We start from the raw sequence: 24849 nt of genomic DNA on the forward strand, positions 1-24849 counted from the left end.
CTGGACGGACGCCATCGCGAGCAGGCTCGCTCCTACAGGTGACCGAGTTCGCGTCGGAAAAATGCGATCCACTGTAGGAGCGGGCTTGCCCGCGAAGAGGCCAGTCGCTTCAGCGAAATACTCAGCCTCTGTCAACACAAGAGGCAGTCTCAGTATATGGCAGATTTTCAATCAACCCTTGCGGGCTCACCATAGCCCCATGAATACATTCTCGGCGTTTTATCAGAATCTCGGGCTGGCCCTTTCACTGTTGGTTATCGGCACCTTTGTGCTGGCCGGCATGATCAAGGGCGTGATCGGCCTCGGCCTGCCGACCGTTGCCATGGGCCTGCTCGGCCTGGCTATGGCGCCGGCGCAGGCAGCGGCGTTGTTGATCATTCCGGCGACACTCACCAACGTCTGGCAACTGGCGTTCGGCGGGCATTTGCCCGGGTTGATCAAACGACTGTGGCCGATGCTGCTGGCGATCTTCATCGGCACCGGGGCGGGCACGCTGTGGATCGGCATGAGCGGTGGTCACTGGGTGGTGCGGGGGCTGGGGGCGGCGTTGTTGCTTTATGCGCTGAGCGGTTTGTGCCTGCCGACTCTGCGCGTGGGGCGGCGCAGCGAACACTGGCTCGGTCCATTGTGCGGCGTGCTGACCGGCGTCATCACTTCGGCCACCGGCGTGTTCGTGATTCCCGCGGTGCCGTACCTGCAAGCACTGGGCTTGAGCAAGGACGAGCTGGTGCAGGCGCTGGGCCTGTCGTTCACCGTCTCGACCCTGGCCCTGGCCGGTGGCTTGTTATGGCGCGGCGCACTCGGCGGGGGCGAGTTGAGCGCGTCGCTGCTGGCGCTGATCCCGGCCATGCTCGGCATGTGGCTGGGGCAATCGCTGCGCCAGCGGATCAGCGCCCTGTGGTTCAAACGCGTGTTTTTCGTTGGCCTGGGTGTGCTCGGCGGCCATTTGCTGATCAGCGGCTAGCGGACGACGGGCTGATCATCTCGATGGCGCGGATCTCGAAGTCCCGCTCCAGGTATTCATCGCGCTGCTCGAGGAACTGCTTCATGTGCGGCAGGTTCGAGTGCACGTCGAGGTGGGCCCTGGATTGCCAGATCTCGTAGAAGATGAACAGGGTCGGGTCCTGTTTGTCGCGCAGCATGTGGTATTCGATGCAGCCAGGCTCGGCGCGGCTGGCTTGCACGTAGCCGCTGAAAAATGCTTCGAAGGCGTCGGATTTTTCCGGGCGGGTCTTGGCGTGCAGGATGAAGCCCTGGATTTCACTCATCTACATCTCTCCTCAAGTCAGAACTGATGTCAGTCTAAGACAACAATCGACTATTGATTCGTGCTTGTAGGTCAAATGAATTTTGCTAAATCGAGGCTTATTCCGCGCGAGGTCGATCGGTACTCTGCCGCCATTGAATTCCCGACCCTTCCCGAGATCTCTCATGAAAAAAGTCCTGTTGCTCAATGGCGGCAAAAAATTTGCGCACTCCGACGGCCGCTACAACACCACCCTGCATGAAGTCGCGTTGAGCGTGCTGGATCGCGGCGGTGTGGATGTCAAAACCACCTTCATCGACGAGGGCTACGACGTCGCCGAAGAAGTGGCCAAGTTCCTCTGGGCCGACGTGATCATTTACCAGATGCCCGGTTGGTGGATGGGTGCGCCGTGGACCGTGAAGAAGTACATCGACGAGGTCTTTACCGAAGGGCATGGCAGCCTCTATGCCAGCGACGGTCGCACTCGCTCCGACGCCTCGCAGAAATACGGCAGCGGCGGCCTGATTCACGGCAAGCAATACATGCTGTCGCTGACCTGGAACGCCCCGCAGCAAGCCTTCGACGACCCGACCGACTTCTTCGAGGCCAAAGGCGTGGACGCGGTGTACTTCCCGTTTCACAAGGCCAACGAGTTCCTGGGCATGACCGGTTTGCCGACGTTCTTGTGCGTGGACGTGATGAAACGCCCGAACATCGAAGGCGACGTGGCGCGATATGAGCAGCATTTGGCTGAGGTGTTTGGCCTGAAGGCGTAACTGTTTCGGGCTACTATCGATTGTTTGAGTCAGGCACAGTTCCTGTGGCGAGGGGGCTTGTCGGAACGCCGCATCGCCCCGTTGGTGCGCGAAGCGGACCCATAATCGGTGCGCGCGGAGGTTCAGATACACCGCGTATGTCGATTTTACGACGGCTTCGCCGCCGAACGGGGGCAAGCCCCCTCGCCACATTGGATTTGCGCTGCACAATAGAACGGCGCAGGACTATCGATAAGGGACACACGTGAAAGCCAGATCCGATGAATTGCAGATTTTCGTCTGCGTGATTGAATGCGGGTCGATTTCTGCGGCGGCCGAGCAGGTCGGGCAAACGCCTTCGGCGGTCAGTCGCACGCTGTCGCGGCTGGAGGCCAAGCTCGACACCACACTGATCAATCGCACCACACGGCGCATGGACCTGACCGAAGAGGGCAAGTATTTCTTCGAACACGCCAAGCGGATTCTCGATCAGATGGACGAACTCGAAGAGCGCCTGTCCTCACGCCAGCAAACGCCGTCCGGGCGTTTGCGGATCAACGCCGCATCACCTTTCATGCTGCACGCCATCGTGCCCTACATCGATGAATTCCGCAGGCTTTACCCCGACATCCTGCTCGAACTCAACAGCAACGATTTGATCATCGACCTGCTGGAGCAGAGCACCGACATCGCCATCCGCATCGGCACCCTGACTGACTCGACCCTGCATGCCCGCTCCCTGGGTTGCAGTCCGCTGCACATCGTCGCCAGCCCGGCGTATCTGGAAAAGCACGGCACGCCGCAAGCCGTGTCTGACCTGGCCAACCATTCGCTGCTGGGGTTCACCCAGAACGAAGGCCTCAACCAATGGCCGCTGCGTTATGTGCATGGCGATCGCTGGCCGATCCAGGCGTCGATCAGCGCCTCCAGCGGCGAAACAATCCGCCATCTCGCACTGGACGGCCAGGGCATCGCCAGCCTGTCGCATTTCATGACCATCGAAGACATTCGTGCCGGACGCTTGAAAGTGTTGCTGGCCGAGTTCAACAGCGGTTATCGCCAGCCGATCAACGCGGTGTACTACCGCAACTCACAGCTGGCCCTGCGGATTCAATGCTTCCTGGACTTTATCCAGGGCAAGTTGGCGGATTATGCGAGCGCAGACTTCAAAGGTTGATTCGTGATTCCTGCGCAAAAGTGAATTGGGCCGGCAGGGATTTTTCCTCCGGGATCGCTGCCGGATACTCCTTGCATCACTTATCCACGCAGGGAGTTTCTCCATGAACGTATTCGTCACCGGCGCTGCCGGTTTTATCGGCGGCTCCATCGCCACGGGCCTGGTCCAGGCCGGCCACAACGTCACCGGTCTGGTGCGCAGCGCCGAACAAGCCGATGAACTGCGCGCACTGGGCATTTCTCCGGTGGTGGGCAGTCTGGACGACAGCGACCTGTTGGCCGATCAGGCGCTGGCTGCCGACGCGGTGATCAACGCCGCCAGCAGCGATCATCGTGGCGCGGTGCAAGCCTTGCTCGATGCCTTGCGTGGTTCTGGCAAAGTGTTCCTGCACACCAGCGGTTCGAGCATCGTCGGGGATGCCTCGGGCGGTAAATCCAGCGATGTCATCTACTTCGAAGGCAACCTGCCAGAGCCGACCGTCGACAAGGCGGCACGCGTGGCCATCGACAACCTGATCCTGGCGGCGGCCATGGACGGGGTGAACTCGGCGGTGATCTGCAACACGTTGATCTACGGCCACAGCCTGGGCGTCCATCGTGACAGCGTGCAGTTGCCGCGCCTGCTCAAACAGGCGCGCAAAAGCGGTATGGTGCGCCATGTCGGCCCGGGCCGGAACATCTGGTCCAATGTGCACATCGAGGACGTGGTTGCGCTGTACCTGCTGGCGCTGACTGAAAACGTACCCGGCACCTTCTACTTCGTCGAAAGCGGTGAAGCGTCGTTCATCGACATGACCACCGCCATGGCCCAGGCGCTGAACCTGGGTGAGCCGCAGGACTGGCCGCTCAAGGACGCAGAAGCCGAGTGGGGCTATGAAATGGCCAACTATGGCCTGGGCTCCAACAGCCGGGTGCGCGGCAAGCATGCGCGGGAGTTGCTGGGCTGGGTGCCGAAGCGCACGTCGGTAGTTGAGTGGATTCGCGACGAGATGGTATGAGTTCGCTATAGACCGCGTTATCGTTCATCGCGAGCAGGCTCACTCCTACATTTGATTGCATTCCTTCTGATGGAACGCGGTTAAATGTAGGAGTGAGCCTGCTCGCGATTGCGTTTCCACTGGCCCATCTGCTGGCCGGGCTGCCTCTGATTCCGTAACATCCGCACACTCATTTCTCGTCTCTCCCTGTGTGCGATCCCTCATGAAAGCAAAACGTCTACGCGCCGATGTCCTGGCCGGACTTACCACGTCCTTCGCCCTGTTGCCCGAATGTATCGCCTTCGCGCTGGTGGCTCATCTCAATCCGCTGATGGGGCTCTATGGCGCGTTCATCATCTGCACCCTGACCGCGCTGTTCGGCGGGCGCCCCGGCATGGTGTCCGGCGCTGCTGGCTCGATGGCGGTGGTGATCGTCGCGTTGGTGGTGCAGCACGGCGTGCAGTATCTGCTGGCCACGGTGTTGCTGGGCGGGCTGATCATGATGGCGTTCGGGCTGCTCAAGCTCGGCAAGCTGGTGCGCATGGTGCCGTATCCGGTGATGCTCGGCTTCGTCAACGGCCTGGCGATCGTCATTGCCCTGGCACAACTGGAGCACTTCAAGAGCGGGGAGGCCTGGTTGAGCGGTACGCCGCTGTACATGATGCTCGGGCTGGTCGCGGTGACCATGACGGTCGTCTATGTGATGCCGCGCCTGACCCGTACCGTGCCGCCGGCGCTGGTGGCGATTCTCGGTGTGGGCCTTGCGGTGTATCTGCTTGGCCTGCCGCCCCGCACCCTGGGCGACATGGCGCACATTGCCGGTGGCTTGCCGACGCTGGCGCTGCCGGACATCGCGTGGAACCTGGACACCCTGGGCATCATCGCGCCCTACGCGATCCTGATGGCGCTGGTCGGGTTGCTGGAAACCCTGTTGACCCTGAACCTCACCGACGAAATCACCGAGAGCCGTGGTTACCCGGATCGCGAGTGCGTGGCGCTGGGGGCGGCGAATCTGGTGTCCGGTGCGTTCGGCGGCATGGGCGGGTGCGCGATGATCGGCCAGACCGTGATCAACCTCAGTTCCGGCGGGCGCGGGCGCTTGTCCGGGTTGGTGGCCGGGGTGTCGATCCTGCTGTTCATTCTGTTTCTGTCGCCGCTGATCGAACGCATTCCATTGGCCGCGCTGGTCGGGGTGATGTTCGTGGTGTCGCAACAGACCTTCGCCTGGGCCTCGTTGCGGGTGTTGAACAAAGTGCCGCTCAATGACGTGCTGGTGATCATCGCGGTGACGGTGATTACCGTGTTCACCGATCTGGCCATTGCGGTGCTCTGCGGCATCATCATTGCGGCGCTGAACTTTGCCTGGCAGCAGGCCCGTCAGCTGTATGCCGACAGCCACCTGGAGAACGACGGCAGTAAGCTGTACCGGGTGCATGGCACGCTGTTCTTCGCCTCGACCACACCGTTTCTCAATCAGTTCGATGCGGCCAATGACCCGGTGCAAGTGACGCTGGATTGCCAGCACCTGAGTTTTGTCGACTACTCGGCCATCGCCGCGCTGGACACCTTGCGCGAGCGCTACACCAAGGCCGGCAAGCATCTGCGGGTGCTGCATTTGTCCGAGCGTTGCAAGAAATTGCTCAAGCGCGCCAGGATGCAACACGACTGAGCGTAATAAACTCGCCCTCGACGAATACCACGGCGGCGGCGATCACTTACCGCCGGGAGACTGACATGCTGTACGACACGCTGATTCGCAACGCCCTGATCATCGATGGCAGCAACAGCCCCGGTTACCCCGCCGACGTGGCCATTCTCAACGGGCGCATCGAGCGTATCGGCGACTTGCGCGATGCCCGTGCCAGCGAGGAAATCGACGCGCAGGGCCACGTGCTGGCGCCGGGTTTCATCGACGTGCACACCCATGACGACACCGTGGTGATTCGTCAGCCGCAGATGCTGCCCAAGCTCAGCCAGGGCGTGACCACGGTGATCGTCGGCAACTGCGGAATCAGTGCTTCGCCGGTGAGTTTGCGTGGCGATCCGCCGGACCCGATGAACCTGCTCGGTACGGCTGCGGCGTTCGTTTATCCGACCTTCCGCGATTACCGCACAGCGGTCGAAGCGGCGAACACCACGCTGAACGTCGCCGCGCTGGTCGGCCATACGGCGCTGCGCAGCAATCATCTGGACGACCTGTTTCGTACCGCCAGCGCCGATGAAATCAGCGCGATGCGCGAGCAACTGCGCGAAAGCCTTGAGGCCGGCGCGCTGGGCCTGTCCACCGGTCTTGCCTATGCCAGCGCCTTTTCGGCGTCCACCGATGAAGTGATGCAACTGACCGAAGAATTGACGGCGTTCGGGGCGGTTTACACCACCCATTTGCGCAGCGAATTCGAACCGGTGCTGGAGGCCATGGACGAGGCCTTCCAGATCGGTCGCCATGCACAAAGCCCGGTGATCATTTCCCACCTCAAGTGTGCCGGTGCCGGCAACTGGGGGCGTAGTCCGCAACTGTTGGCGTCACTCGAACAGGCCGCGAAAACCCACCCGGTGGGCTGCGATTGCTATCCGTATGCGGCGAGCTCGTCGACCCTGGACCTCAAGCAAGTCACCGATGCTCACCGTATCACCATCACCTGGTCGACCCCGCACCCGGAAATGGGCGGCCGCGACCTGATGGACATCGCCGCCGAATGGAATGTGCCGTTGCTGGATGCCGCTCGCCAACTGCAACCGGCCGGTGCGGTGTACTACGGAATGGATGAGGCGGATGTGCGCAGAATCCTCGCGCATCCGCTGTCGATGGTCGGCTCCGACGGCTTGCCGGAAGACCCGTTCCCGCACCCACGCTTGTGGGGCGCATTCCCCCGGGTGCTCGGGCATTTCAGTCGCGACGTCGGATTGTTCCCGTTGCACACCGCCGTGCACAAAATGACCGGGCTGTCGGCGGCGCGCTTCGGTTTGAAGGAACGCGGCGAAATCCGCGAAGGTCATTGGGCGGACCTGGTGTTGTTCGATCCGGCAACCATCCGCGATATCGCCGATTTCAACGATCCGCAGCAGGCGGCACAAGGTATCGAGGGCGTATGGGTCAACGGTGTGTTGAGCTACCGCGATGGTCAGGCCAACGGGCGCAGGGAAGGGCGGTTCCTGGCACGGGAAGGGGATTTGCGTACGGGGTTTCAGTGAGTTTCGAGGACTGCGCCAGCACTCGCGCGCCCTCTAGAACTCGACGACATCCAGGTTCCACCAGCAATCATCATTAACAATTGTGTGGAGGCTCAAGGCTAGTCGAGGGGGCGCTGAAATTCATACACTTATTCCCTTGAGGTTATATTTCGCAGGTGGCATATTTGTATGAAATGGGACGTTGAATACACGGATGAATTTGGCGATTGGTGGGGCAATCTGAATGAAAAGGAGCAGGCTTCAGTATCGGCGAGTGTCGACTTGTTGGAACTCATCGGTCCGGGTCTCGGATTTCCCCATAGCAGCGATATCAAGGTCTCGCGACATGGCAATCTGCGAGAGCTGCGGATACAGCATGGTGGTCGCCCTTATCGCGTGTTGTATGCATTTGATCCGCATCGATGTGCGTTATTGCTGATCGGTGGCGATAAGACCGGTCAGGATCGCTGGTATGAAGTTCATGTCCCCGTGGCCGAAAAGTTGTATGACGAACATTTGGAAACACTGCGTAAAGAGGGCCGCAACGATGGCTAAAAAATTCGCTGAGCTTCAAGCACGCATGTCGCCTGAGTCACGTGCCGATGCCGAGCAGTTGCTCCGACAACACTTGAAAGAAATGCCTCTGCATGAGCTTCGAAAAGCCCAGGAACTGAGCCAGGAAACATTGGCCAAGGCCCTGCACATCAACCAGGCGGCAATCTCGAAAATGGAACGGCGCACAGACATGTACATCAGCACCTTGCGCAACTACATCCGCGCGATGGGAGGCGAGTTGGAAATCATCGCCACCTTTCCTGAAGGCCAGGTAAAAATCGAAAACTTCGCCAAATAGGCAGCTCGACTGCCTGGAATGAGAGAAGCCCTTTATTCAAAGGGCTTCCTGGCAACTCGCTGACGTGTTCGGCCTAGACCCTGAAGTGACTGACCATCATCTGCAACTGATTCCCCAGCCGCGCCAGTTCAACACTCGACGCAGCCGTTTCATCACTCGCAGCAGCAGTCTGTTCGGACACGTCGCGCACATTGATGATGCTGCGACTGATCTCTTCGGCCACGGCGCTTTGCTGTTCGGCAGCGGCGGCGATCTGCTGGTTCATCGACTGGATGTTGGACACTGTGCGGGTGATGTTCTCCAGTGACTCGCCGGCTTTGCGGGTCAGGGCCACGCTGCTGTCGGTGAGGACGCGGCTGTTGTTCATCACCGCCGACACTTGTTGCGTGCCGTTCTGCAAGCCGGCCACCAGGCCTTCGATTTCCTCGGTGGATTTCTGCGTGCGCTGGGCCAGGCCGCGGACCTCGTCGGCCACCACCGCAAAACCACGACCGGCTTCACCGGCGCGGGCCGCTTCGATGGCGGCGTTGAGCGCCAGTAGATTGGTCTGCTCGGCCACGGCCTTGATCACGTCCATGACGCTGCCGATCTTGTCACTTTCCCGTTGCAGCACGCTCATGGCCTCGGTGGAACGCACCACTTCGCTGGCCAGGCGCTCGATCTGGGCGATGGCTTCGTTGACCACTTTGTCACCTTCACGGGCTTCGCCATCCGCTGCCGCAGCGGCTTGCGAGGCTTCTTCGGCGTTGCGCGCGACCTCCTGCACGGTGGCGGTCATCTCGTGCATGGCGGTGGCGACCTGATCGGTCTCGACTTTCTGACTGTTGACCCCGGCACTGGTCTGTTCGGTCACAGCCGACAGCTCTTCGGCGGCGCTGGCGATCTGGGTCACGCCGTCGCGGATGCCGCTGATCAAGTCGCGCAGCGTCACGCCCATGCGCGCAATGCCTTGCTGCAACACGCCGAGTTCATCGCGACGGCTGACCACCACGTTCTGGGACAGGTCACCGCTGGCGATGCGATCGACCACCGCCAGGGTTTCGCGCAGTGGGCGGGTAATCTGGCGAGTGATGACCACGGCGGCAATGATGCCCACCAGCAACGCCAGCAATGTGCTGATCAGTTGCAGGGTGCGTGCCTGGGCGCTTTCGGCGTCACGGCGATCGAGCTGAATCTGATACAGCTGATCGCTCTGGGCCACGATGGCGGCACCCTGGTCGGTCATTTCCTTGCGCGCTTGCACCGCGTCATTGCTGGCGGCCTTGTAGGCCTGCAAGGCACCGCGATAGTTGCCAAGCGCCGTTTCCAGCTGACGCAGGGCGTCTTGTTGGGAATCGGCGAAATGCGCATTCAGCGGTTTCAGGCTGGCAATGGCGGCGTCCAGTTGGCCGACGGCTTTTTGCTCTGTCTGGGCATCGGTACTGGCGGTGTAGCCACGCACTTCGTAACGGGCCAAGAGGAACGCCTCCTTTGCCGCCGTAATGGCCTGGAACTGTTCAAAGCGCTGGTCGCTCAACGGCATTTGTTGCGCGCGGGTATTGATGTCATTGATCAGCGTGTTGGCGGTTTCGGCGTTGGCACTCATGGCGTCGCGGGCACTGTTGCCGGCGCGATAGGCGCTGCGCATCTTGCCCAGGGACGTCTTGTAGGCATCGATGACGGCGCCTTGCTCCCGGAGCAGCTTGAGGTTTTCCGGGCTCTTGAACTTCCCCAGCAGGGCTTGTTGCTGGGCCGAGAAGGCATCGAGGGTGGTCTGCACGCTCTGCGCGGCGGTTTCATCGCCGTTGGTGAGCATGTATTGCAGGCGAACCACACGCAGCTTGGTCAGGCCTGTGTTGAGCTGGGTGATGTCGCTCATCCAGTTGCTGCGGTCGATCAACCTGCCCAGGCTGGTCCAGCCGGTCAGGGCGAGGACGCAGGTCAGTACCAGGACCAGGCCAAATCCCAGGCCCAGTTTCAGGTTCACGCTGATGTTGCCGAACCAGCTATTCATCAAATTCCTCCAGGAACGTGGTGCTTCTTTTTCGTCGGTCGGCTGGAAGATTGTTTTTTTTGGAGGCCGCCAAGCTGTGTAAGCAGGATGTATCGGCAGCAATCCCGGGAGCTGAAAGGTTTTTGTGCGGCGGATTCTGTAACAAGGTTTTTGCGGCGTTTTAAGCTTTTTTTCACATGTCTTTCACCCGCAGGCAACGCACGTTTCACTAACCTCCCGTGATCTAATGAGGTGATACGTGCCGGCGAGGCGGCTTGATGTGGAATTAAGACTGAGTCTTTTCGGGATAAAACGCTCGATCGATCTGAACCGCTTCGCCCGCTATCGCAACGCGGCGGTGGTGCTGGCTTCGGCGCTGCTGGTCATCCCGCTGACCGTGTTTTTGCTGCGTCCCGCCACCGCGCCGGACCTGGCTCACGGCAATGTGGCCGGAGCACAGGCTTTGATGACGGGGTGGGCCAAGGGCGACATGATCGTGCTGGTGCGCCACGTCGAGCGTTGCGATCACTCCTCGGCGCCTTGCCTGGTCGGCAACGATGGCATTACCGAGCGCTCTCGTCGTGTTGCCGAGAGCCTCGGGGCACAATTCAAACACCTTGGCCTGGACAACGCCGATATCTACAACAGCCCGATCCTGCGTACAGCGCAGACCGCCAACTTCATGTTCAACAAGGTTGGCACGGGGGAAGACTGGCTGATCATTTGCAAGGGCACCATGCTGCGTGACGCGCTAGCGCATAAAGTAGCCGGGCGTAACCTGGTTCTGGTGACCCACAGCGAGTGCATGGAGCAAATGGAAAAAGACCTCGAGTTACCGCCTACGACCCTGGGTTATGGCGCTTCACTTTTTATTTCCGCCGAAACCCCGCAGACTCCGCGCTTGCTTGGCTTCATCGACGCTTCCGACTGGAGCTCGGTGAGCACTCATTGAGTTTTTTCCTCCTCTTTTTGAATCAGGATTCACAATGCTGACCGCTTCTCGCTACCGCTTTTACTGGGTGAATTTCGGTATTCCGCTGGCCTGCGCGGTCGCGGTGTTTCTGATGTTCGACATGACCAGCATCGACATCGCCTTCAACAATTACTTTTTTGATCCGGTAACGCAGACGTACCCGTTGGACCATGTCCATCTGTTCGAAAAAATCACCCATAAATGGGCGCGGATCATTCCGAACTGGACCGGCGAAATTGCGATTATCGGTGCCTTGCTGTCGTTTCTCTGGCCGCGCCTGAAGGCTGAAAAGCACTCGAAAATCATCGCTTTCCTGGAAAAAATCAAAGTCGCACCGGTGCTGCGCTTTGCCACCCGGCACCGTCGCGACTTTCTCTACGTGGTGTTCGCGTTTTCCATCAGCACCGGGGTGATTCACTACCTCAAGGGCCACACCAGCGTGTATTGCCCGATCGAGACGACCCAGTACGGCGGCAAAATGGAGCACGTTGAGTGGTATGAAAACTTCGACCTGCTGAAAGTCGCCGGTGAGGGGCGCTGCTGGCCGGGCGGACATGCGTCGGGCGGTTTCACCATGCTGGCGTTGTACTTCGTGGCTCGCCGTTATCGCTGGCGCTATTCGAAAGCGATCATGTACGGGTCGTTGACCCTCGGTTTCATCTACGGCACAACGCGGGTATTGCAAGGGTGGCACTACATGTCCCACACCTTCTGGGCCGGGATCTTTGTGTGGCTGGCGTGCTTGCTGACGGCGCTGGCGTTTTACGGGCGAGCGAGGCTGGAACAGCCGGTGCTCTCCAACGCGCAACAACCGGTGGCGGCGGCTCAGACTCAACCAGTGAGTTGAGTTGGCGTTGAACTGAAAAACCCGCACCTCGAAAGGGTTGCGGGTTTTTTGTTGTCCGAGGAAACCTTAAATGAGTCTCGGATTGCGAATTCGCAGACAAAAAAAAGCCCGCGGGAGGGCGGGCAAACCGTAGTTTCTTGAATGAGCGAGGGCAATGTACAGGCTGGCGCGAGGGGGTGGGGTGAAGAAAAATTCATCTCGCTCAAAGCCCCCTTGGACGGTCCCAATGAGACCGCCCATTTTCAGGATCAAACCTGCATCCGCAACCGCCGCCCAACCACATCCAGCAAATCGCAACCATCGCGCAGGGAAGTCACCAGCACCCGCGCCAGTTCGCTGTAAACACCTTCGTCAGCCGCGAAGCTCTCCAGCAATTGTGTCGCGGTTCGAATGCGGTAGGCGGCTGTTTCGTGCAGTACATCCAGCGGTGCTTCGGTGTTGATCAGCAGCAATGCGACAGTGCAGTCGATGCCGGTCATCGGCATGTAGCGATCCATCTCAAACCTCCACTTCGTCGAGTGGCGCGATGTTGTCCAGTGCCCGGTTCACCAGCAATTGCGCCAGCACAGTCAGTTGCTGGATCGCCAGGGCGATGTTGCGACGCGAACTCTCAAGCTCGCAGGCAAGGTCGGTGCTCATGACGTTGAGCGAGGCCAGGGTTTCGCTGGCGTGGGTGAGCAGGGACGGTGTGTCGATGTTGGGGCGCAGGGTGAAGACGTGGCTGATGGGGTCGAGGTGATTGGGGTTGCGGAGGCGGGCGCTGATGGCGGGTTCGGTGGTTTTTGAGAGTTGGGAAAAGTCGGGTGTTTCGATAGTCGAGTCGGGTGGATTTGGGGCTGTTTTTTTCATGATGGAGATCCTGGTTTATTTATAGGAGCTGCCCCGGTTTTCAGTCTGTCAAAACTGGTCGCTGATTTGCAGCGACCTCTAAAGGCTATCTGTGAGGTGCAGCATCCGCCAGTTCATGAAAGGCGACGCGTTTTGCGGGAAATGTCCTAGGACGCGGTGAAGTCGTTGCACCGATCACAGGTCACTCGATCTCACCGTGTGCTTGAAATGATGCTCCCAAAGCCTGACCCCCAACCTACCCGTCCGGTCCAGTGACGACCCCACCGTCAAATCCGTGATCAACGTCGGCTGCAAACCCGCATCAAACAGCGCAAACCCCGCCGCCAGGCAGCAGGTCTCAGTCTGCAGGCCGCACACCAGCACGCGTTCGACGTTGAGGCTTCTCAGGTAGTCGATGGTTTCCGGTGTGGGCGCGTAGCCGTGCTTGATAAAAATGCGGTCGGCCGGAATCAGGCTGTCATCGTCCGACGCGGGGTGCCAGCCGAGCTGTTTTTCGAAGGGGGGTTATGGATTCGTCATGGCGCTCGACCGTGGCGACACTGGGTAAGGTGCCGATGAGCGCCTGGATACCGTCGATCAACCACTGGGGCGGGGCGAAGCCGGGTTGTACGTCGATGATCAGGAGGGCTTGGCGCATGGGCTTCTCCGAGGTGATGGCAGTGTTAGGGGCGACTGTGCACATAGCGGCATCGCGCGACTGCCTATGTGACCCTATCGTCAGATTTCACCTGCCACAAAGTGCTTTTGTGAGTTGTGAGCGTACGATGTAACTCACGTTTTCGCGGAATTTCTGGGGGGGAGCGAACGAAGCGACTAAGTGATATGGCTTTGGAGAAAAATCATGATTCGCAAGCACTACTTGAAAGCCCTAGCGATGCTGCTCGTCGCCACTGGCGTGCAATGGAAGACGCTACCCGCCTACGCGACCGAGCAGGGTCAACAACGGCGTGAAGCTCGCGATACCAGGCAGGAAGGGCGCTCCACTGCGCGGCAAACCAAGGATGATTGTAGAAAAGGCAATGACAAGAGCAATGCAGACTGTCGCCAGGACAAGCGCAGCACCAAGCAAGATACCCGTCGCACGGCCCGGGACATCAAGTACTGATCGTTGGTGTGGGTTCTGCTTCAGACTGTTGCGGGGCTTGTGATACGCCCAGAAACAACGAAGCCCGCACGGGGCGGGCTTCGTTGGTGTCTCAATTGGTGGGGCCGGGGTAATTTGAATCCGTTTTGTAACTTGTTGATTTATAATCATTAATATCTAATTTGATTTTTAGTTGGAATACCAACTGGAATACTGCACTCCAGTTGACCACCCGTTTGCATTCGATCTGACTAGCACGTTTCGTAACCATGATTGACAGTGAACTACCCATAGCTGCCGGTTGCGACAGGCAGAAATCGGCCAATAGCGGTCAGTGAACATCTACCCTATTCTGTTGTGCAGATACACTTTCTAGTGTTGAGCGTCACTTATCTTCCGCCTGCAAGGAATGACAATGAGACCGCCAATAAATGTCACATACCGCGCTGTTCATAAAAACACTGCGTGGCGGAAGTCGCGGGGTCATACATCGCTAGAGAACGCGTTATACGGTCATAACGACGGAGCGCCTGGATTATTCGAACATCGGGCGCGAATTGACTATGAAAAGCATGGTGAGCCGCTTTATGTCGTTATCTGGGAGGACGGTGAGCCCCTCGGCTACGTAGTTAAGAAGGACAGTTCGAGCAGTGACGGTACGATACGGGTGCAAGTGGACGTCGGTTTACTACGGAAGTACGACGCCAAAGGCGGCGCCACCGTTACTGAACTGGAAGCCCACTTCTCGTCAGCAGTCGTTAATCTGGGACTGCCCGCAAAAATACCACTAAGGGAGTCTTCTATCGATCAAGCAGAGGAAGGGGCTCTTTCGCTTGGGGAGCATCTCCTGCGGGAGCGCAATGCTGCACTAGTAGAAGCAAAGAAAGCCGATGTGTTTCGCGCCACCGGCCGCTTAGCTTGTGAGGCGTGTTGTTTCGACTTCGCGGTGATGTATGGTGAGGTTGGCAACTACTACTGTGAGGTTCACCACACGGAATCGCTTGGTTCACGCCTAGGTAGCGAAAAAACATCGCTCCAAGATCTCGTCGTATTGTGCTCAAACTGTCACAGCATCATTCACCGAACCGAACCCATGTGGAGCGTTAACGCTCTCGTTACGCATTTGAAGACAACCCGGACCAAGTTCCCATAATGCGGGAGCTTTGGATAGAAAATGAGGCAGTTTCGTCTCGACTAACCGCATTGGGTCGGTTGCAGCCGGTCGTGGCAGGCAGAAAACGGCCAAAAGCGGACTTTTAATTGAAGGCTGGCGGGCTGTACGGTCCACCAGCCACATCTCAGCTCTTCACTTAACTTTCACAACATCATCCTGCTTGGGGATGCAGCGGTAAATGATGAACCAGTCATATACCACTCGAATAGATAAACTGTGGCGAGTACGCTGACGGCCCCCTGAGTAAGCGATTAAGAATCGATCTACTGAAAGATTATTTATTTAAGGCCAAATAGCTGGTCTATCGTTAGTTTGTTTAGATTGTTGTACCAGTGTGTCACCTCTCGGCAAATTTCAATTTCGCTGTCGGAAATTGATAGGTCGTCAGGACTTTTTGGGTGCGTGATTCTATTTCTGATCGTAATGGCTGTTGTGAAATTTTCCCAGGCCACGGTTCCAGTTCCAAGATCGGGTTTAACGTTAGTGTGTCTTCCTAGAGCAGCATAGGTGAATTTTAAATTATCGGTAAGCTTAAGAAACTTGGTCTGCTCCTTAATTTGTCCGTTATTCTTGAGTTCGTAGGTAGTGTCTGATAATAGCTCGCGTTCACCTGGTTGGAATTTGCTAGTAAGGCCTATTTCTTCAATGGCTTGTAGTAGGCTCTGCTTAAGTATCCAGATCGTGCCCTCGATTAGTGCGAACATGCTTCTTATATATGCTCGTCTAGTGTATTGAGAGTCGTCTTGGTCCAGTGCGCCCTCTGCCCAGCGGGCATCATCGAGCATTGGCATAAATTTACCGACTACGTCATCTAGTCTCATAGCTTTCCAATCTGATAATTAATGGGTGGGATGGTCACAATCTTACTACACAGTGAATCGCCCCAGCTTTCGTAGATATCTCCAAGCCTAAGAATGACCGCAAAGCGTGCTTCGCAAAGGGCTGCCTAGGGTCATAATCAGTCGATCGCCAATGGCGCATCCGGCTCGAAGCCGTCAGTCCCCTGCCGGCATGTACCAATGGGCTACGGCGTCAGCATGAACACATTTTTGCTTATGAAAGGGTGTGTCGAGCGTGCCCAAGGCTACCGAAACCCAGTCGGCAAACTCCCCTTGAGATCGTGGCCAGAACAAGGTCGAACCACACTCCAGGCAGAACTCGCGCACGACCTTCTGTGAAGAGGTATAGGCTTTGATGTGGTTGGAACTTTCTAGTACTCGAAGCGCGCTGCGAGGAACGCTGCCGTACGAAGCGAACAGCGCTCCGCGCCCTTTGCGGCACTGGCTGCAATCACAATGACTTGCTGCTTTAGGTGGACCAAGTAGGCCGAACCTGACCTTCGCGCATAAGCAACTCCCCTGATAGTCCCAGCCATACGCCCGTCCGTGCACGCAAAAGAACGTCAGCTTAATCGTGCTCATCCGATCAGTCGATCGACTTCTATTGGCCGTTTTTTGCCTGTCGCGAAGGACGGCAACCGACCCATTGCGGACGCCTAGGTTACAAAAATGATCTTTCCCTTTACTCCTCCAAAAACCGCGTAACGGCAAGGGAATAACATATAGACTTACTATATAAAGGCTTATATTTCAAATGGCGGGTTGCTATCAATCCATGCGATGCCATTTGATTTCCTGTATTTAAATAGCAAATAATGCTCATTGCCACTGAAGATAAAAGGCTTACTTCCAGAGTCAAAACACGTTAGTGATTTGCTCCATGCTTCAGAGGTACTCCATGCTTTGAGACCCTTGGAATTACACCATGAGAGGGTTACGACATAAGTTGGTGGAGTCGCTTGTAGTTGCCAGCGTTCCCTGCAGTAAGAAGGTATTCTTTCATCAATGAGTCGGCGCATCCCGCCATCTGCACTATGTATGCGCTCAACCTGCTCATTTAGTGAGCTTATTAGTGCTTTTGTGTTGGAGTGGAACGTTGTTTTTCCCTCCACAATCAAAATTGCCTCAGGCGAAATTATCAGCAGATCAATTCGACCATTATCGATCATGACCTCATAAAATGCGGTGGATTCTTTCCATATGTCTGACGCGGCGTTCGCAAATCGGGCGAGAATATTCACTTCGTGCGGCGCAGAGTTTTCGTTATACCAATCAACTACTGTGGCGTGTCTCCAAGCTGTAGTTAAGTGTTCTGCGGTTTTTTCGATAATAGTGTTGATCATGTATTTCTCTGCGATCGAACGATTAATTTAATGTGTGGCGGCATGCTGCCCCGGCGACCGATTTTAGTCTTTCGTCACGTGGCACTATGTCGCGTTTCTTGTCGTATAACACGCGACTAACGTAGGCGCGTACTCGGCAGCTTATCGATCGGCCGTTTCTGGCCGATTGGCGCCTTTCGACCCATAGCGGTCGCTCCAAGGCTCTAAATAATCAGGTGTTACTCACTAACTGGTAGTTCTTATGGTCTAAATACGCGACCTAACAAAGTGACATTTGGCAATGAACGCGAGTGTCGTTATCTCTCTGAACGAAATTTTTTTAAATCTATCCACAATTGTTTCCACCCCCACGCCTGTGAGTAGCATAACTAGACCAGCTATGCTTTTCCTTCCTTTAAGATGGTCCCTCATTAAGTCACAATAATTGCTGGCAAGCATATCTGGCTTGAATTTCAAGAGCTTTTTCTGCGCAGTGGAAATATTTTGCTCGGAAAAGTCTACCGAGGCCATTTTAAAAAATATCACAGAAAGCCCTAGTTCTTTTTCTGGTATCCCACCTTGCGCTCTTGATAGATTAAATGTCTCGGACATTTGGTTAACTATTTCTTTATATGTAATAGACCCATGTGTAGGCTCCTCCTGGTGCGAGCCATTATTTTCCCATTTGATCCAGGACACCATCTCCTTGAAGGAGTGAATTAAATGGGCCGTTGTTTTATTGGTTTCGTGAAGTGTAAAGGGCTTTGGATTGTTTAATATTTCCTGAAGTAGATCAAGGTCTTCTGTCGAGCATAATTTAATTATTTCTGCAATTACCTTGTCAGATAAGGGGTCTTTTAACATTGTGCCCTCGCTTAATTAATTCTGTTCGCTATTTAATTGTAGGGCACTCTCAAGGCAGGCCTCCATTAAATTTTTCGGCGCGAGTGGTCTCAGCCAGGGGCACCAACTGTTCAAGGTCAGCCAGGAAGCGATCTCGGTGAGCCTGCTTTTTCTTGCCGGTGTATTCGAGTTCGGAGGAGGTCTTCTGCACGCGCGTAACAAGTCTCACGGAGGGGGTGGCTGGTTGAAGGGGTTCAGTGTTCCAAAGGTGGGGACGGTTGGCTACTTTTGCAGCGTCTCCCTAATCGCAAGTCTTGGCTCTGACCGCTTTTGGCCCAGGCTGTGTAAAAACGCAGGTGCCGTTTTGAAGTCTGCATTGCTACGTAAAATCTCCCAGCGATGGGTTAGTCAGCAGATCTGAAATTCACGTAGGAACGCGATTTTCGTTCCGGTTCTGGCTATCAAACTTGCTCTAAAACGTTTTCACACAGCCTAGACCCACAGCTGACGTTGGCGACAGACAAAAATCGGCCAGAAAAGGTCATCGAGCGCCTACACTATCGGGGGTGACTCACATGGATGTGGGGCTTATTAAGGCTTTAGCCTACAGTTTCTTGTCGACACCATCCAGCATCTAAAAAATTGAACCGTTGGAAAAAGGGAAGATAATCTTGGGCGTGGAAAACATTCACTTTCTAGCAAGACAAGACCGAGCGATTGAAAACTCCGAAGCCGACGCTTTGGAGCGAGGCCCATTCATTGCGAGCCTTGTAAAAACGCTTGTCCACACCGAACACAACGAAGACAGTACCGTCTCGTCACGCAAAGCGACTGGATTTGTTGTGGGTCTAACGGGTGAATGGGGGCTGGGCAAATCTAGTGTCCTTAACTTGCTTGGTGAAGAGCTTAAAGTCATGGAACATGTTGTCGTAGCAACTTTGAACCCATGGCTGTTTAAAGGCCGCGATGAGCTAGTGCAAGCGTACTTCAACAGCTTGCGAGAAGCACTCGGCCAAAGCTCAAATGAGAAAGTTCGAAATCTGCGGGGACACCTTGAGCGTTATAAGGCGTCGATAGAATTTGTCGGAGCGACGAGTGCGGCGGTCATCGATGTTCTGATTGGGAGCGGGGCAGCCACGGTATTTTGGAAAAAGTGGCTAGTAAAAACCGTTGGTATGTTGATCAAACCCAAGGATCTGACTGCGATACAAGAGCGCAAGTCTCTTGAGAGCAAGCTTGCCGAAGTCAATGTCGCCGTTGTTGTGCTAATTGATGAACTGGATCGAGTGGAGGATGAGGAGGTGCGTGCGGTCGCACAACTCGTCAAAGCGGTAGGGGACATCAAGGGCATCTCCTACTTAGTAGCCTACGATCCGGATCGCGTAGCTCAAGCTTTGGGAAGAGGCAGCAGTCCTGAGGAACGGCGCAAAACTGGAGAAAGCTACCTAGAAAAAATCATCCAGTTTCCGATCCCTCTGAGGCCAATGTTCGAAGGCGATGCAAAGGCACTCCTACTCAATGCTATGCAATACAACCGAGTTGAGTTGCCGACAGCAGATCGTCCGCATCAAGCTGAAATCTATGAACAGCTACTTCGCGTAGTGCGTACACCTCGAGAAATAAAGCGATTGATTGGCGCGTATTCAGTACTGGAGGAAATCGTCCACGGCGAAGTCTGTCCATATGATGTCCTCGCATACAGCTGGTTAGTCACCAAAGCACCAAGTATTCGCCAGCTTATTGCGGACAGCGTTCAGAGGCTTGTGGATGATCCAGGTGTTTCAGAAATGCTAAGACAGCAACAGTGGAGGGTTAATAACGATGCCGCTGAAACGCTAAGCGATGTGCTTGGCACCATAGATGAAAACTACGCAGATATGCTTGGATTATTGTTTCCTCGCTTCGGTGGCGATCGAGCGGTTTCTACAGTGGTTGATGACGGTGACAGGATCACGAAGCGCAGAAACCTGATTAGGCTGCTCTACTTAGGTAACCCGCCCGGCATGATGTCCAGAGCCGACATTGAAAAAGTATGGTCACTTCAAAGGGTCGACGAGACGCTAAGCGCCTTGAGAACGCTGCAAAATTCTGGACAGCTTGATCAAATTGTCGACCGTATCGGCGATATTCTGCCGATTTTATCAAGCTCTGGAGACCAGATTTTTTGGATTGCAATTTCACGCTTATTGGTTCGTGAGCACGACTGGATTTTAGGTGAGGAGAATACAGGCAGCGTCGTCGATGATGCAGGCGCGATACTTTGGAGGTTTGCACAAACCACGCCAAACGCCAAAGTGCGGGTCAAAGCCATTGTGCAGTCCTTGATAGAGAACGGAGATCTGCTCATCGTTCCCTGGATACTCAGAAAACACCTCTTTGCCCACGGATTGACGTCATATCGTCGGCAAAACCATGGTGAGGTAATTTTTGACCTCGAGGAGACCATCGCACTTCGAGATTTGGAGCTCCCTCGCTATTATGCTGCCGTAATTTCTGGCATCGCGATTCACAAACTTCCGGATACTGAGGCGATTTATTGCATACTCAATTGCAGCTTCTGGGATGATGCACTCAGACAATCTCTGACCGCACAGCTAGATAGCATGAGTGCAATCTCTACAATCGCCGCTCTGTTGAATCCTCCTAACGTGATTGTTGATCTAAGCACTCTTGACCAAATGTTCGATGCGGGTGCGGTACTAGGAATGACTCGAGGTCTCCTTAGAGACGAAGGTTTTCCTGAAAATGAATGGCTGGCTTCATCAATTCGTCGTTTCCGGGATGCTCTTCTCGGTCGAGATCCGCATTTTAGTAGTCCAGATGATGCGGGTTTTGATGAGCACGATGAATTGGATGACGAAAGTTAGGTTCTAGAGTGACCATCACAATCTATCCATCTCCATGAGAGTGACACAGAAGTGCAGCAGCGATTTGGTATATATGGACGTCAGTAAACTAGCACTCGCGCCTGCGAGTGAAAGAATAACTCCTGATTTCTGACGAGTTTCCGAATGACTGCTTTTGGCCGATTTCTGCCTGTCGCTACCGACAGCAACGAGCAGCTCTCAGTCGATCATGGTTACTAAGCGTGCTTGGCAGATCGAATGCAAACGCCTGGTCAAGTGCAGTTCAATCGAGCGATCAGTACCGATGTAATCAGGTGGTCAGGTGGAGTGCAATTTCGCAACAGCTACGCCGCTTCGCATTGGACGCGCATGCGCCGAAGCCGCCCGTTCGCCGAACCGAGTCGCAGTCAGTTGCTAAGTCGGCAGAGGTCCGAACGCGCGGTATGAATCGACCAGGGCATCGAAAAGCGAGATATCCGAGCGACTTCTAGCAAAGAGCTGGGCACCGACAATAGCTGCGAAAATTGCACGTGCTCTAGATTCACTCTCACTTGATTCGCACAACTTCGCAGCCAATAGAAGCTTGCTTAACCATGCAATGTTGACATCAGCAAAGGTCTGAATTTCTTGCGTCATTTCAATGGGTAAAGTATCGGTTTCAGCGCCCATGAAACTGCCCAGGCAGAGACGATTGTCGGCCTCAAGTGATCGGCGGAAAATTTCAGGAAAGCGACGCAGAGCGTCAATCGGAGACGCACTTTCTGATTCGATCATTTCGAGCGCGAGCGCACCGTCCTCCCAATATCGTTTGGCAACGGCAATACCCAGATCGGCTTTGCTTGGAAAATGGTAGTAAATGCTCGCCGCTTTGATACCTACATCTTGCGCAAGGTCGCGGAAATTCAAACCATTGTAGCCCTGCGATTGGGCAATTTTCTTGGCCGCCAACAGGATGGCTTCCTTGGAGTTGACGCTCATCTTGGTGCCTTTCGTCTTGGGACGATCTCTTAAATAGGGAAAGCTAATTTACAGCAAAGGCCTACCGTGTGACAGGTAGATTGTCAGTGAGAGCAGTGAGTTCAATGCGACTTGGGTGCTCAGGCAGAAGCCGTTCCATCATGGATTAGCAAGCGGCACCGCCAGCCGACACTAGCGAGATCACTACGGTCACCGAGAAAGCTAGGGGTGTGGCGATCTCGGCGTACCGGAGTTTCCATTGAGAAGCTGTTACTGGGCTGGCGAATCCAGTTCAGGAATGCCGCTGTTGTGATCAGCGTAGGCAGCCTGGAAGCTTGGACGTTTTGTCCAGCGCTGCCAGTACGCATCTAGGAACTCAAAACGCTCGTCCAGTGGAGTGGCATTGACCGGGAATTTCGAGAAGGCGATCGCGGTTGCCAGGGTAATGTCCGAGAAGGTCGGGGCATCTCCGCCGAGCAGCCATTCGCGGCCGTCTGACAGATGACGATTGACCAGTGCAGCGTGAGCCAAAGCTTCCTTCCGGCAGTGTTCGCCCCAAGCCTCATTCTTGGTCAGTTCTAGCTTGAAGCCGAGTCCGGTGTGCAACACGTGGAACGCTGTAACGATGCGGTACAGGATGTGCACCCACACCCGGTTATCCCACATGTTATCCAGACCCTGTTCCAGTGCGGTCTCTCCCATGATCTTGCGACCAGGATACTCTTGGTCAAGATAACGAACGATGGCAGCCGTTTCGGAAATGTAGCTACCGTCAGCCAGTTGGAGGGTGGGAGTTTCGCCCCACGGGTTCATATTCAAATGACGCCAGCCACGCTGTTCGCCTACAGGGGACATGTCATAGATGGTCTCGGCAAATTGGTCAGCGATGCCTTTTTCGTGCATGAACAGACGCAGACGCTGTGGGTTCGGAAAGGCCGAAGGCGAAGTGAAAAGCTGAAGTTTAGTAGTCATGGTCGATCCTACAGGTTGGTGGTTGAGCCAACCTAACTAACGTTAGGTAGACAAACCTTAGCGGACGATTCGATGCGCGTCAACACCTATCTAACGATCGTTAGGTAAATTTTTTTATGGGGGGGTCTGGCTGCATTGGTTCGATTGAGGTGAATCGCTCGCTTCAGCGGGAAAGGGCGCGCAACCTAACATCGGTCGCGAGGCTCACTCGCTTTATCCCAGCTGCGTAAGTGCATGGACTTGACCACCCACCGCAATCGTCAACAAGGGCACCTTGCTCACGCCGTCGCCCTCAGATGAATTCGTCAAGACGTGTCTACCGGACGGTTATCTATTTGAGTCATTTTCGATGATTATTCGACAGTCAGCTATTGGCCCAGAGTGTGTAAAAACGCTTTGGATGCAGATAGTTGGGTAATCGGTAGTTTTTCGCTGTGCTGGAGATCCCTAGGGGCCTCATCCAAGCCAAATCAAGGTTGCTGGTTTTGACCTGGACTTGTGCTAGCAGGTACCTGCTAGATGCGGTTATCGCACCGTTCAAAAGGCTTCAGGCCTTCATTGCCGCCATCAAGGCATTACTGCCCAACAGCCGTAGCACTCGTTTGAAGTTGTAGGCGAGTACATGCGGGCTCATCTCAGTGCTCACCCGGGCCAGGGTTCTGGTGAGGAAGTGCGTGGCCCCCATCCAGGACTTCAGCGTGCCGAAGGGATGCTCCACTGTTTGGCGGCGGATCCGCATCATTTCTGGTGCTTGATCAAGACGACTCTGCATCGCCTCGACTACCGACTCATGTTCCCAACGGCTAACTCGCCGCTCAGAGCTGGGCGTGCAACGTTCCTTCAAGGCACAATTCCGGCAGTTCGAACTCCAGTAGCGATGTAGTTTTAACCCCTTCTCGACGCTTGAGTAACGCCAGATCAAGCTTTGCCCAGCTGGGCATCGGTATTCATTCGTTGAGGTGTCATAGATGAAATCATCTTTGCCGAATCGACCAGCCGCTGTCGCTCCCGACGTCAGTATCTTGGGCACGAAAACGGTAATTCCAGCTTCATGGCACGCCAGTATTTCTTCGCCTTTGAAATACCCTCTGTCCGCGACTGCCGACAGTGCTTCGACACCCATGGCCGCTCGTGCGTGCTTGGCCATCGAACTCAGTTGGTCTCGATCAACGCCATCATTCGTTACCTCGTGCGCCACGATCAGGTGGTGCTTCGCATCAACTGCAGTCTGGACGTTGTAGCCGACCACTCCAGTTCCACGCGTCTTCATCGAGCGAGCATCAGGGTCGGTTAGTGAGATCTGTTTATCCGGCGTTTCGTTTAGCTGTACCTCGATTTGCTTGAGCTCCTGCATCTTGGCTTTCAAGGCTGCGATCTTGTCATGGAGGCGTTCGGCTTTGGCCTGGGCCACGGAAGGTTCCTGACGGTCTGCGGTATCAAGTGCTATCAGATAGCGATTGATACTGGACTCAATTTCCTCCATTCGCCGTCGAAGCTTGGCGCTGGTGAAGTTCCGATCCCGATTGTTGACCGCCTTGAACTTGCAGCCGTCGATGGCAACGAGTGCTTCGGAAAACAACCCCAGTTGCTGGCACAGCACCACAAATTGACGACACACACCGCGGATGGCCTTGCCGTTGTCTTTGCGGAAATTGGCGATGGTTTTGAAGTCCGGCATCAAGCGACCAGTCAGCCACATCAATTCGATGTTGCGCTGGGCTTCTCGCTCCAGGCGCCGGCTTGATTGAATGCGGTTGAGATAGCCGTAGATGTAGATCTTCAGCAGGATCGCGGGGTGGTAAGCAGGCCGCCCAGTATCGGCAGGAATGACGCCTTCAAAACCCAGCTTGACCAGGTCAAGCTCGTCGACAAAGACGTCGACTACGCGCACCGGATTGGTATCGCTGACATAGTCGTCGAGGCTTTCGGGAAGCAACGTGCCTTGACCTCGGTGTTCGCCTTGAATAAAGCGCTTCATGGGCTATCCCTGCGA

General features: G+C 55.6%; 25 protein-coding genes and 3 pseudogenes. 13 read left to right on the top strand and 15 right to left on the bottom strand.

The annotated features are described in order from the left end of the window. Positions 1-199 precede the first annotated feature (199 nt). Positions 200-964 carry a sulfite exporter TauE/SafE family protein gene (locus tag KW849_RS09540; RefSeq protein ID WP_218429170.1) on the top strand — a complete coding sequence of 255 codons (765 nt, stop codon included), beginning with the start codon at positions 200-202 and terminating at the stop codon, positions 962-964. Here KW849_RS09540 and KW849_RS09545 read toward each other — a convergent pair. Beyond that, on the bottom strand, positions 954-1268 hold the full coding sequence (locus KW849_RS09545; protein ID WP_095942477.1) for a putative quinol monooxygenase: 315 nt from the start codon (positions 1266-1268) through the stop codon (positions 954-956). The genes KW849_RS09540 and KW849_RS09545 overlap by 11 nt on opposite strands. Before the next feature lie 163 nt (positions 1269-1431). On the opposite strand from KW849_RS09545, the gene KW849_RS09550 reads away from it, so the two are divergent. From KW849_RS09550 to KW849_RS09580, 7 genes are all read left to right on the top strand, one after another. Continuing rightward, entirely contained in the window at positions 1432-2022 is a 591-nt protein-coding gene (locus KW849_RS09550) for an NAD(P)H-dependent oxidoreductase (protein WP_108219823.1), read from the top strand. A 244-nt stretch (positions 2023-2266) separates the two neighbouring features. Beyond that, positions 2267-3178, top strand: a complete 912-nt coding sequence (locus KW849_RS09555) for a LysR family transcriptional regulator (protein ID WP_218429171.1) — start codon at positions 2267-2269, stop codon at positions 3176-3178. A 103-nt stretch (positions 3179-3281) separates the two neighbouring features. Continuing rightward, on the top strand, positions 3282-4175 hold the full coding sequence (locus tag KW849_RS09560; RefSeq protein WP_218429172.1) for an NAD-dependent epimerase/dehydratase family protein: 894 nt from the start codon (positions 3282-3284) through the stop codon (positions 4173-4175). Between the two features lie 202 nt (positions 4176-4377). Further along, the gene (locus tag KW849_RS09565; RefSeq protein WP_218429173.1) at positions 4378-5823 is read left to right on the top strand and encodes a SulP family inorganic anion transporter; all 1446 of its coding nucleotides are present in this window, start codon (positions 4378-4380) and stop codon (positions 5821-5823) included. Between the two features lie 65 nt (positions 5824-5888). Beyond that, positions 5889-7346: an amidohydrolase family protein gene (locus KW849_RS09570; protein WP_218429174.1), complete on the top strand. Its 1458-nt coding sequence runs from the start codon at positions 5889-5891 to the stop codon at positions 7344-7346. 168 nt (positions 7347-7514) lie between these two features. Further along, positions 7515-7880, top strand: a complete 366-nt coding sequence (locus tag KW849_RS09575) for a type II toxin-antitoxin system RelE/ParE family toxin (protein ID WP_218429175.1) — start codon at positions 7515-7517, stop codon at positions 7878-7880. Beyond that, positions 7873-8178 carry an XRE family transcriptional regulator gene (locus KW849_RS09580; protein WP_218429176.1) on the top strand — a complete coding sequence of 102 codons (306 nt, stop codon included), beginning with the start codon at positions 7873-7875 and terminating at the stop codon, positions 8176-8178. Before KW849_RS09575 ends, KW849_RS09580 begins: the two co-directional genes overlap by 8 nt. Before the next feature lie 73 nt (positions 8179-8251). On the opposite strand, the gene KW849_RS31815 is transcribed toward KW849_RS09580, so the two are convergent. The 3 genes and pseudogenes from KW849_RS31815 to KW849_RS09590 form a co-directional block, all read right to left on the bottom strand. Then, a complete protein-coding gene (locus KW849_RS31815) occupies positions 8252-9115 on the bottom strand; it encodes a methyl-accepting chemotaxis protein (protein ID WP_371319131.1) in 864 nt (287 codons plus the stop codon). Continuing rightward, positions 9110-10171: pseudogene (locus tag KW849_RS31820) on the bottom strand (methyl-accepting chemotaxis protein); the annotation flags it as partial. The gene KW849_RS31815 and the pseudogene KW849_RS31820, both read right to left, overlap by 6 nt. After that, a complete protein-coding gene (locus KW849_RS09590) occupies positions 10171-10380 on the bottom strand; it encodes a hypothetical protein (protein WP_218429178.1) in 210 nt (69 codons plus the stop codon). The gene KW849_RS09590 and the pseudogene KW849_RS31820, both read right to left, overlap by 1 nt. Positions 10381-10430: 50 nt before the next feature. On the opposite strand from KW849_RS09590, the gene KW849_RS09595 reads away from it, so the two are divergent. Beyond that, the gene (locus tag KW849_RS09595; RefSeq protein WP_218429179.1) at positions 10431-11102 is read left to right on the top strand and encodes a histidine phosphatase family protein; all 672 of its coding nucleotides are present in this window, start codon (positions 10431-10433) and stop codon (positions 11100-11102) included. Between the two features lie 34 nt (positions 11103-11136). Further along, positions 11137-11970, top strand: coding sequence for a phosphatase PAP2 family protein (locus tag KW849_RS09600; protein ID WP_218429180.1), 834 nt, complete (start codon positions 11137-11139; stop codon positions 11968-11970). A 248-nt stretch (positions 11971-12218) separates the two neighbouring features. On the opposite strand, the gene KW849_RS09605 is transcribed toward KW849_RS09600, so the two are convergent. The 3 genes and pseudogenes from KW849_RS09605 to KW849_RS09615 all read right to left on the bottom strand — a co-directional run bounded on the left by KW849_RS09605 (position 12219) and on the right by KW849_RS09615 (position 13456). After that, positions 12219-12467 carry a hypothetical protein gene (locus KW849_RS09605; protein WP_218429181.1) on the bottom strand — a complete coding sequence of 83 codons (249 nt, stop codon included), beginning with the start codon at positions 12465-12467 and terminating at the stop codon, positions 12219-12221. Position 12468: 1 nt separating this feature from the next. Next, positions 12469-12819 carry a DUF6124 family protein gene (locus tag KW849_RS09610; RefSeq protein WP_218429182.1) on the bottom strand — a complete coding sequence of 117 codons (351 nt, stop codon included), beginning with the start codon at positions 12817-12819 and terminating at the stop codon, positions 12469-12471. A 174-nt stretch (positions 12820-12993) separates the two neighbouring features. Next, a pseudogene (locus KW849_RS09615) lies at positions 12994-13456 on the bottom strand (cysteine hydrolase family protein). 204 nt (positions 13457-13660) lie between these two features. On the opposite strand from KW849_RS09615, the gene KW849_RS09620 reads away from it, so the two are divergent. Both KW849_RS09620 and KW849_RS09625 read left to right on the top strand, forming a co-directional pair. Then, on the top strand, positions 13661-13924 hold the full coding sequence (locus KW849_RS09620; protein ID WP_218429183.1) for a hypothetical protein: 264 nt from the start codon (positions 13661-13663) through the stop codon (positions 13922-13924). 394 nt (positions 13925-14318) lie between these two features. Next, entirely contained in the window at positions 14319-15056 is a 738-nt protein-coding gene (locus KW849_RS09625; protein ID WP_218429184.1) for an HNH endonuclease, read from the top strand. Positions 15057-15355: 299 nt separating this feature from the next. Here the strand turns inward: KW849_RS09625 and KW849_RS09630 are convergent, their stop codons facing one another. From KW849_RS09630 to KW849_RS09650, 5 genes and pseudogenes are all read right to left on the bottom strand, one after another. Then, on the bottom strand, positions 15356-15898 hold the full coding sequence (locus tag KW849_RS09630) for a hypothetical protein (protein WP_218429185.1): 543 nt from the start codon (positions 15896-15898) through the stop codon (positions 15356-15358). Positions 15899-16072: 174 nt separating this feature from the next. Further along, complete coding sequence (locus KW849_RS09635) at positions 16073-16498, bottom strand: GFA family protein (protein WP_218429186.1); 426 nt, start codon at positions 16496-16498, stop codon at positions 16073-16075. Between the two features lie 161 nt (positions 16499-16659). After that, a complete protein-coding gene (locus KW849_RS09640) occupies positions 16660-17259 on the bottom strand; it encodes a hypothetical protein (RefSeq protein WP_218429187.1) in 600 nt (199 codons plus the stop codon). 246 nt (positions 17260-17505) lie between these two features. Beyond that, positions 17506-18102, bottom strand: coding sequence for a hypothetical protein (locus KW849_RS09645; protein WP_218429188.1), 597 nt, complete (start codon positions 18100-18102; stop codon positions 17506-17508). Positions 18103-18190: 88 nt separating this feature from the next. After that, positions 18191-18292 (bottom strand): annotated as a pseudogene (locus KW849_RS09650) (IS5/IS1182 family transposase); the annotation flags it as partial. A 466-nt stretch (positions 18293-18758) separates the two neighbouring features. On the opposite strand from KW849_RS09650, the gene KW849_RS09655 reads away from it, so the two are divergent. After that, positions 18759-20948, top strand: a complete 2190-nt coding sequence (locus tag KW849_RS09655; protein ID WP_371319132.1) for a KAP family NTPase — start codon at positions 18759-18761, stop codon at positions 20946-20948. Positions 20949-21341: 393 nt separating this feature from the next. Here the strand turns inward: KW849_RS09655 and KW849_RS09660 are convergent, their stop codons facing one another. From KW849_RS09660 to KW849_RS09670, 3 genes are all read right to left on the bottom strand, one after another. After that, positions 21342-21905, bottom strand: coding sequence for a TetR/AcrR family transcriptional regulator (locus KW849_RS09660; protein WP_218429190.1), 564 nt, complete (start codon positions 21903-21905; stop codon positions 21342-21344). 249 nt (positions 21906-22154) lie between these two features. Beyond that, positions 22155-22856 (bottom strand): glutathione S-transferase family protein, encoded by a 702-nt coding sequence (locus KW849_RS09665; RefSeq protein WP_076030804.1) that lies wholly within the window; start codon positions 22854-22856, stop codon positions 22155-22157. A 547-nt stretch (positions 22857-23403) separates the two neighbouring features. Next, entirely contained in the window at positions 23404-24834 is a 1431-nt protein-coding gene (locus KW849_RS09670) for an IS1182 family transposase (RefSeq protein ID WP_218429191.1), read from the bottom strand. Positions 24835-24849 lie beyond the last annotated feature (15 nt).

It is taken from the genome of Pseudomonas sp. PDM26, assembly GCF_019219185.1.
In the GTDB taxonomy this organism is placed as follows: Bacteria; Pseudomonadota; Gammaproteobacteria; order Pseudomonadales; family Pseudomonadaceae; genus Aquipseudomonas.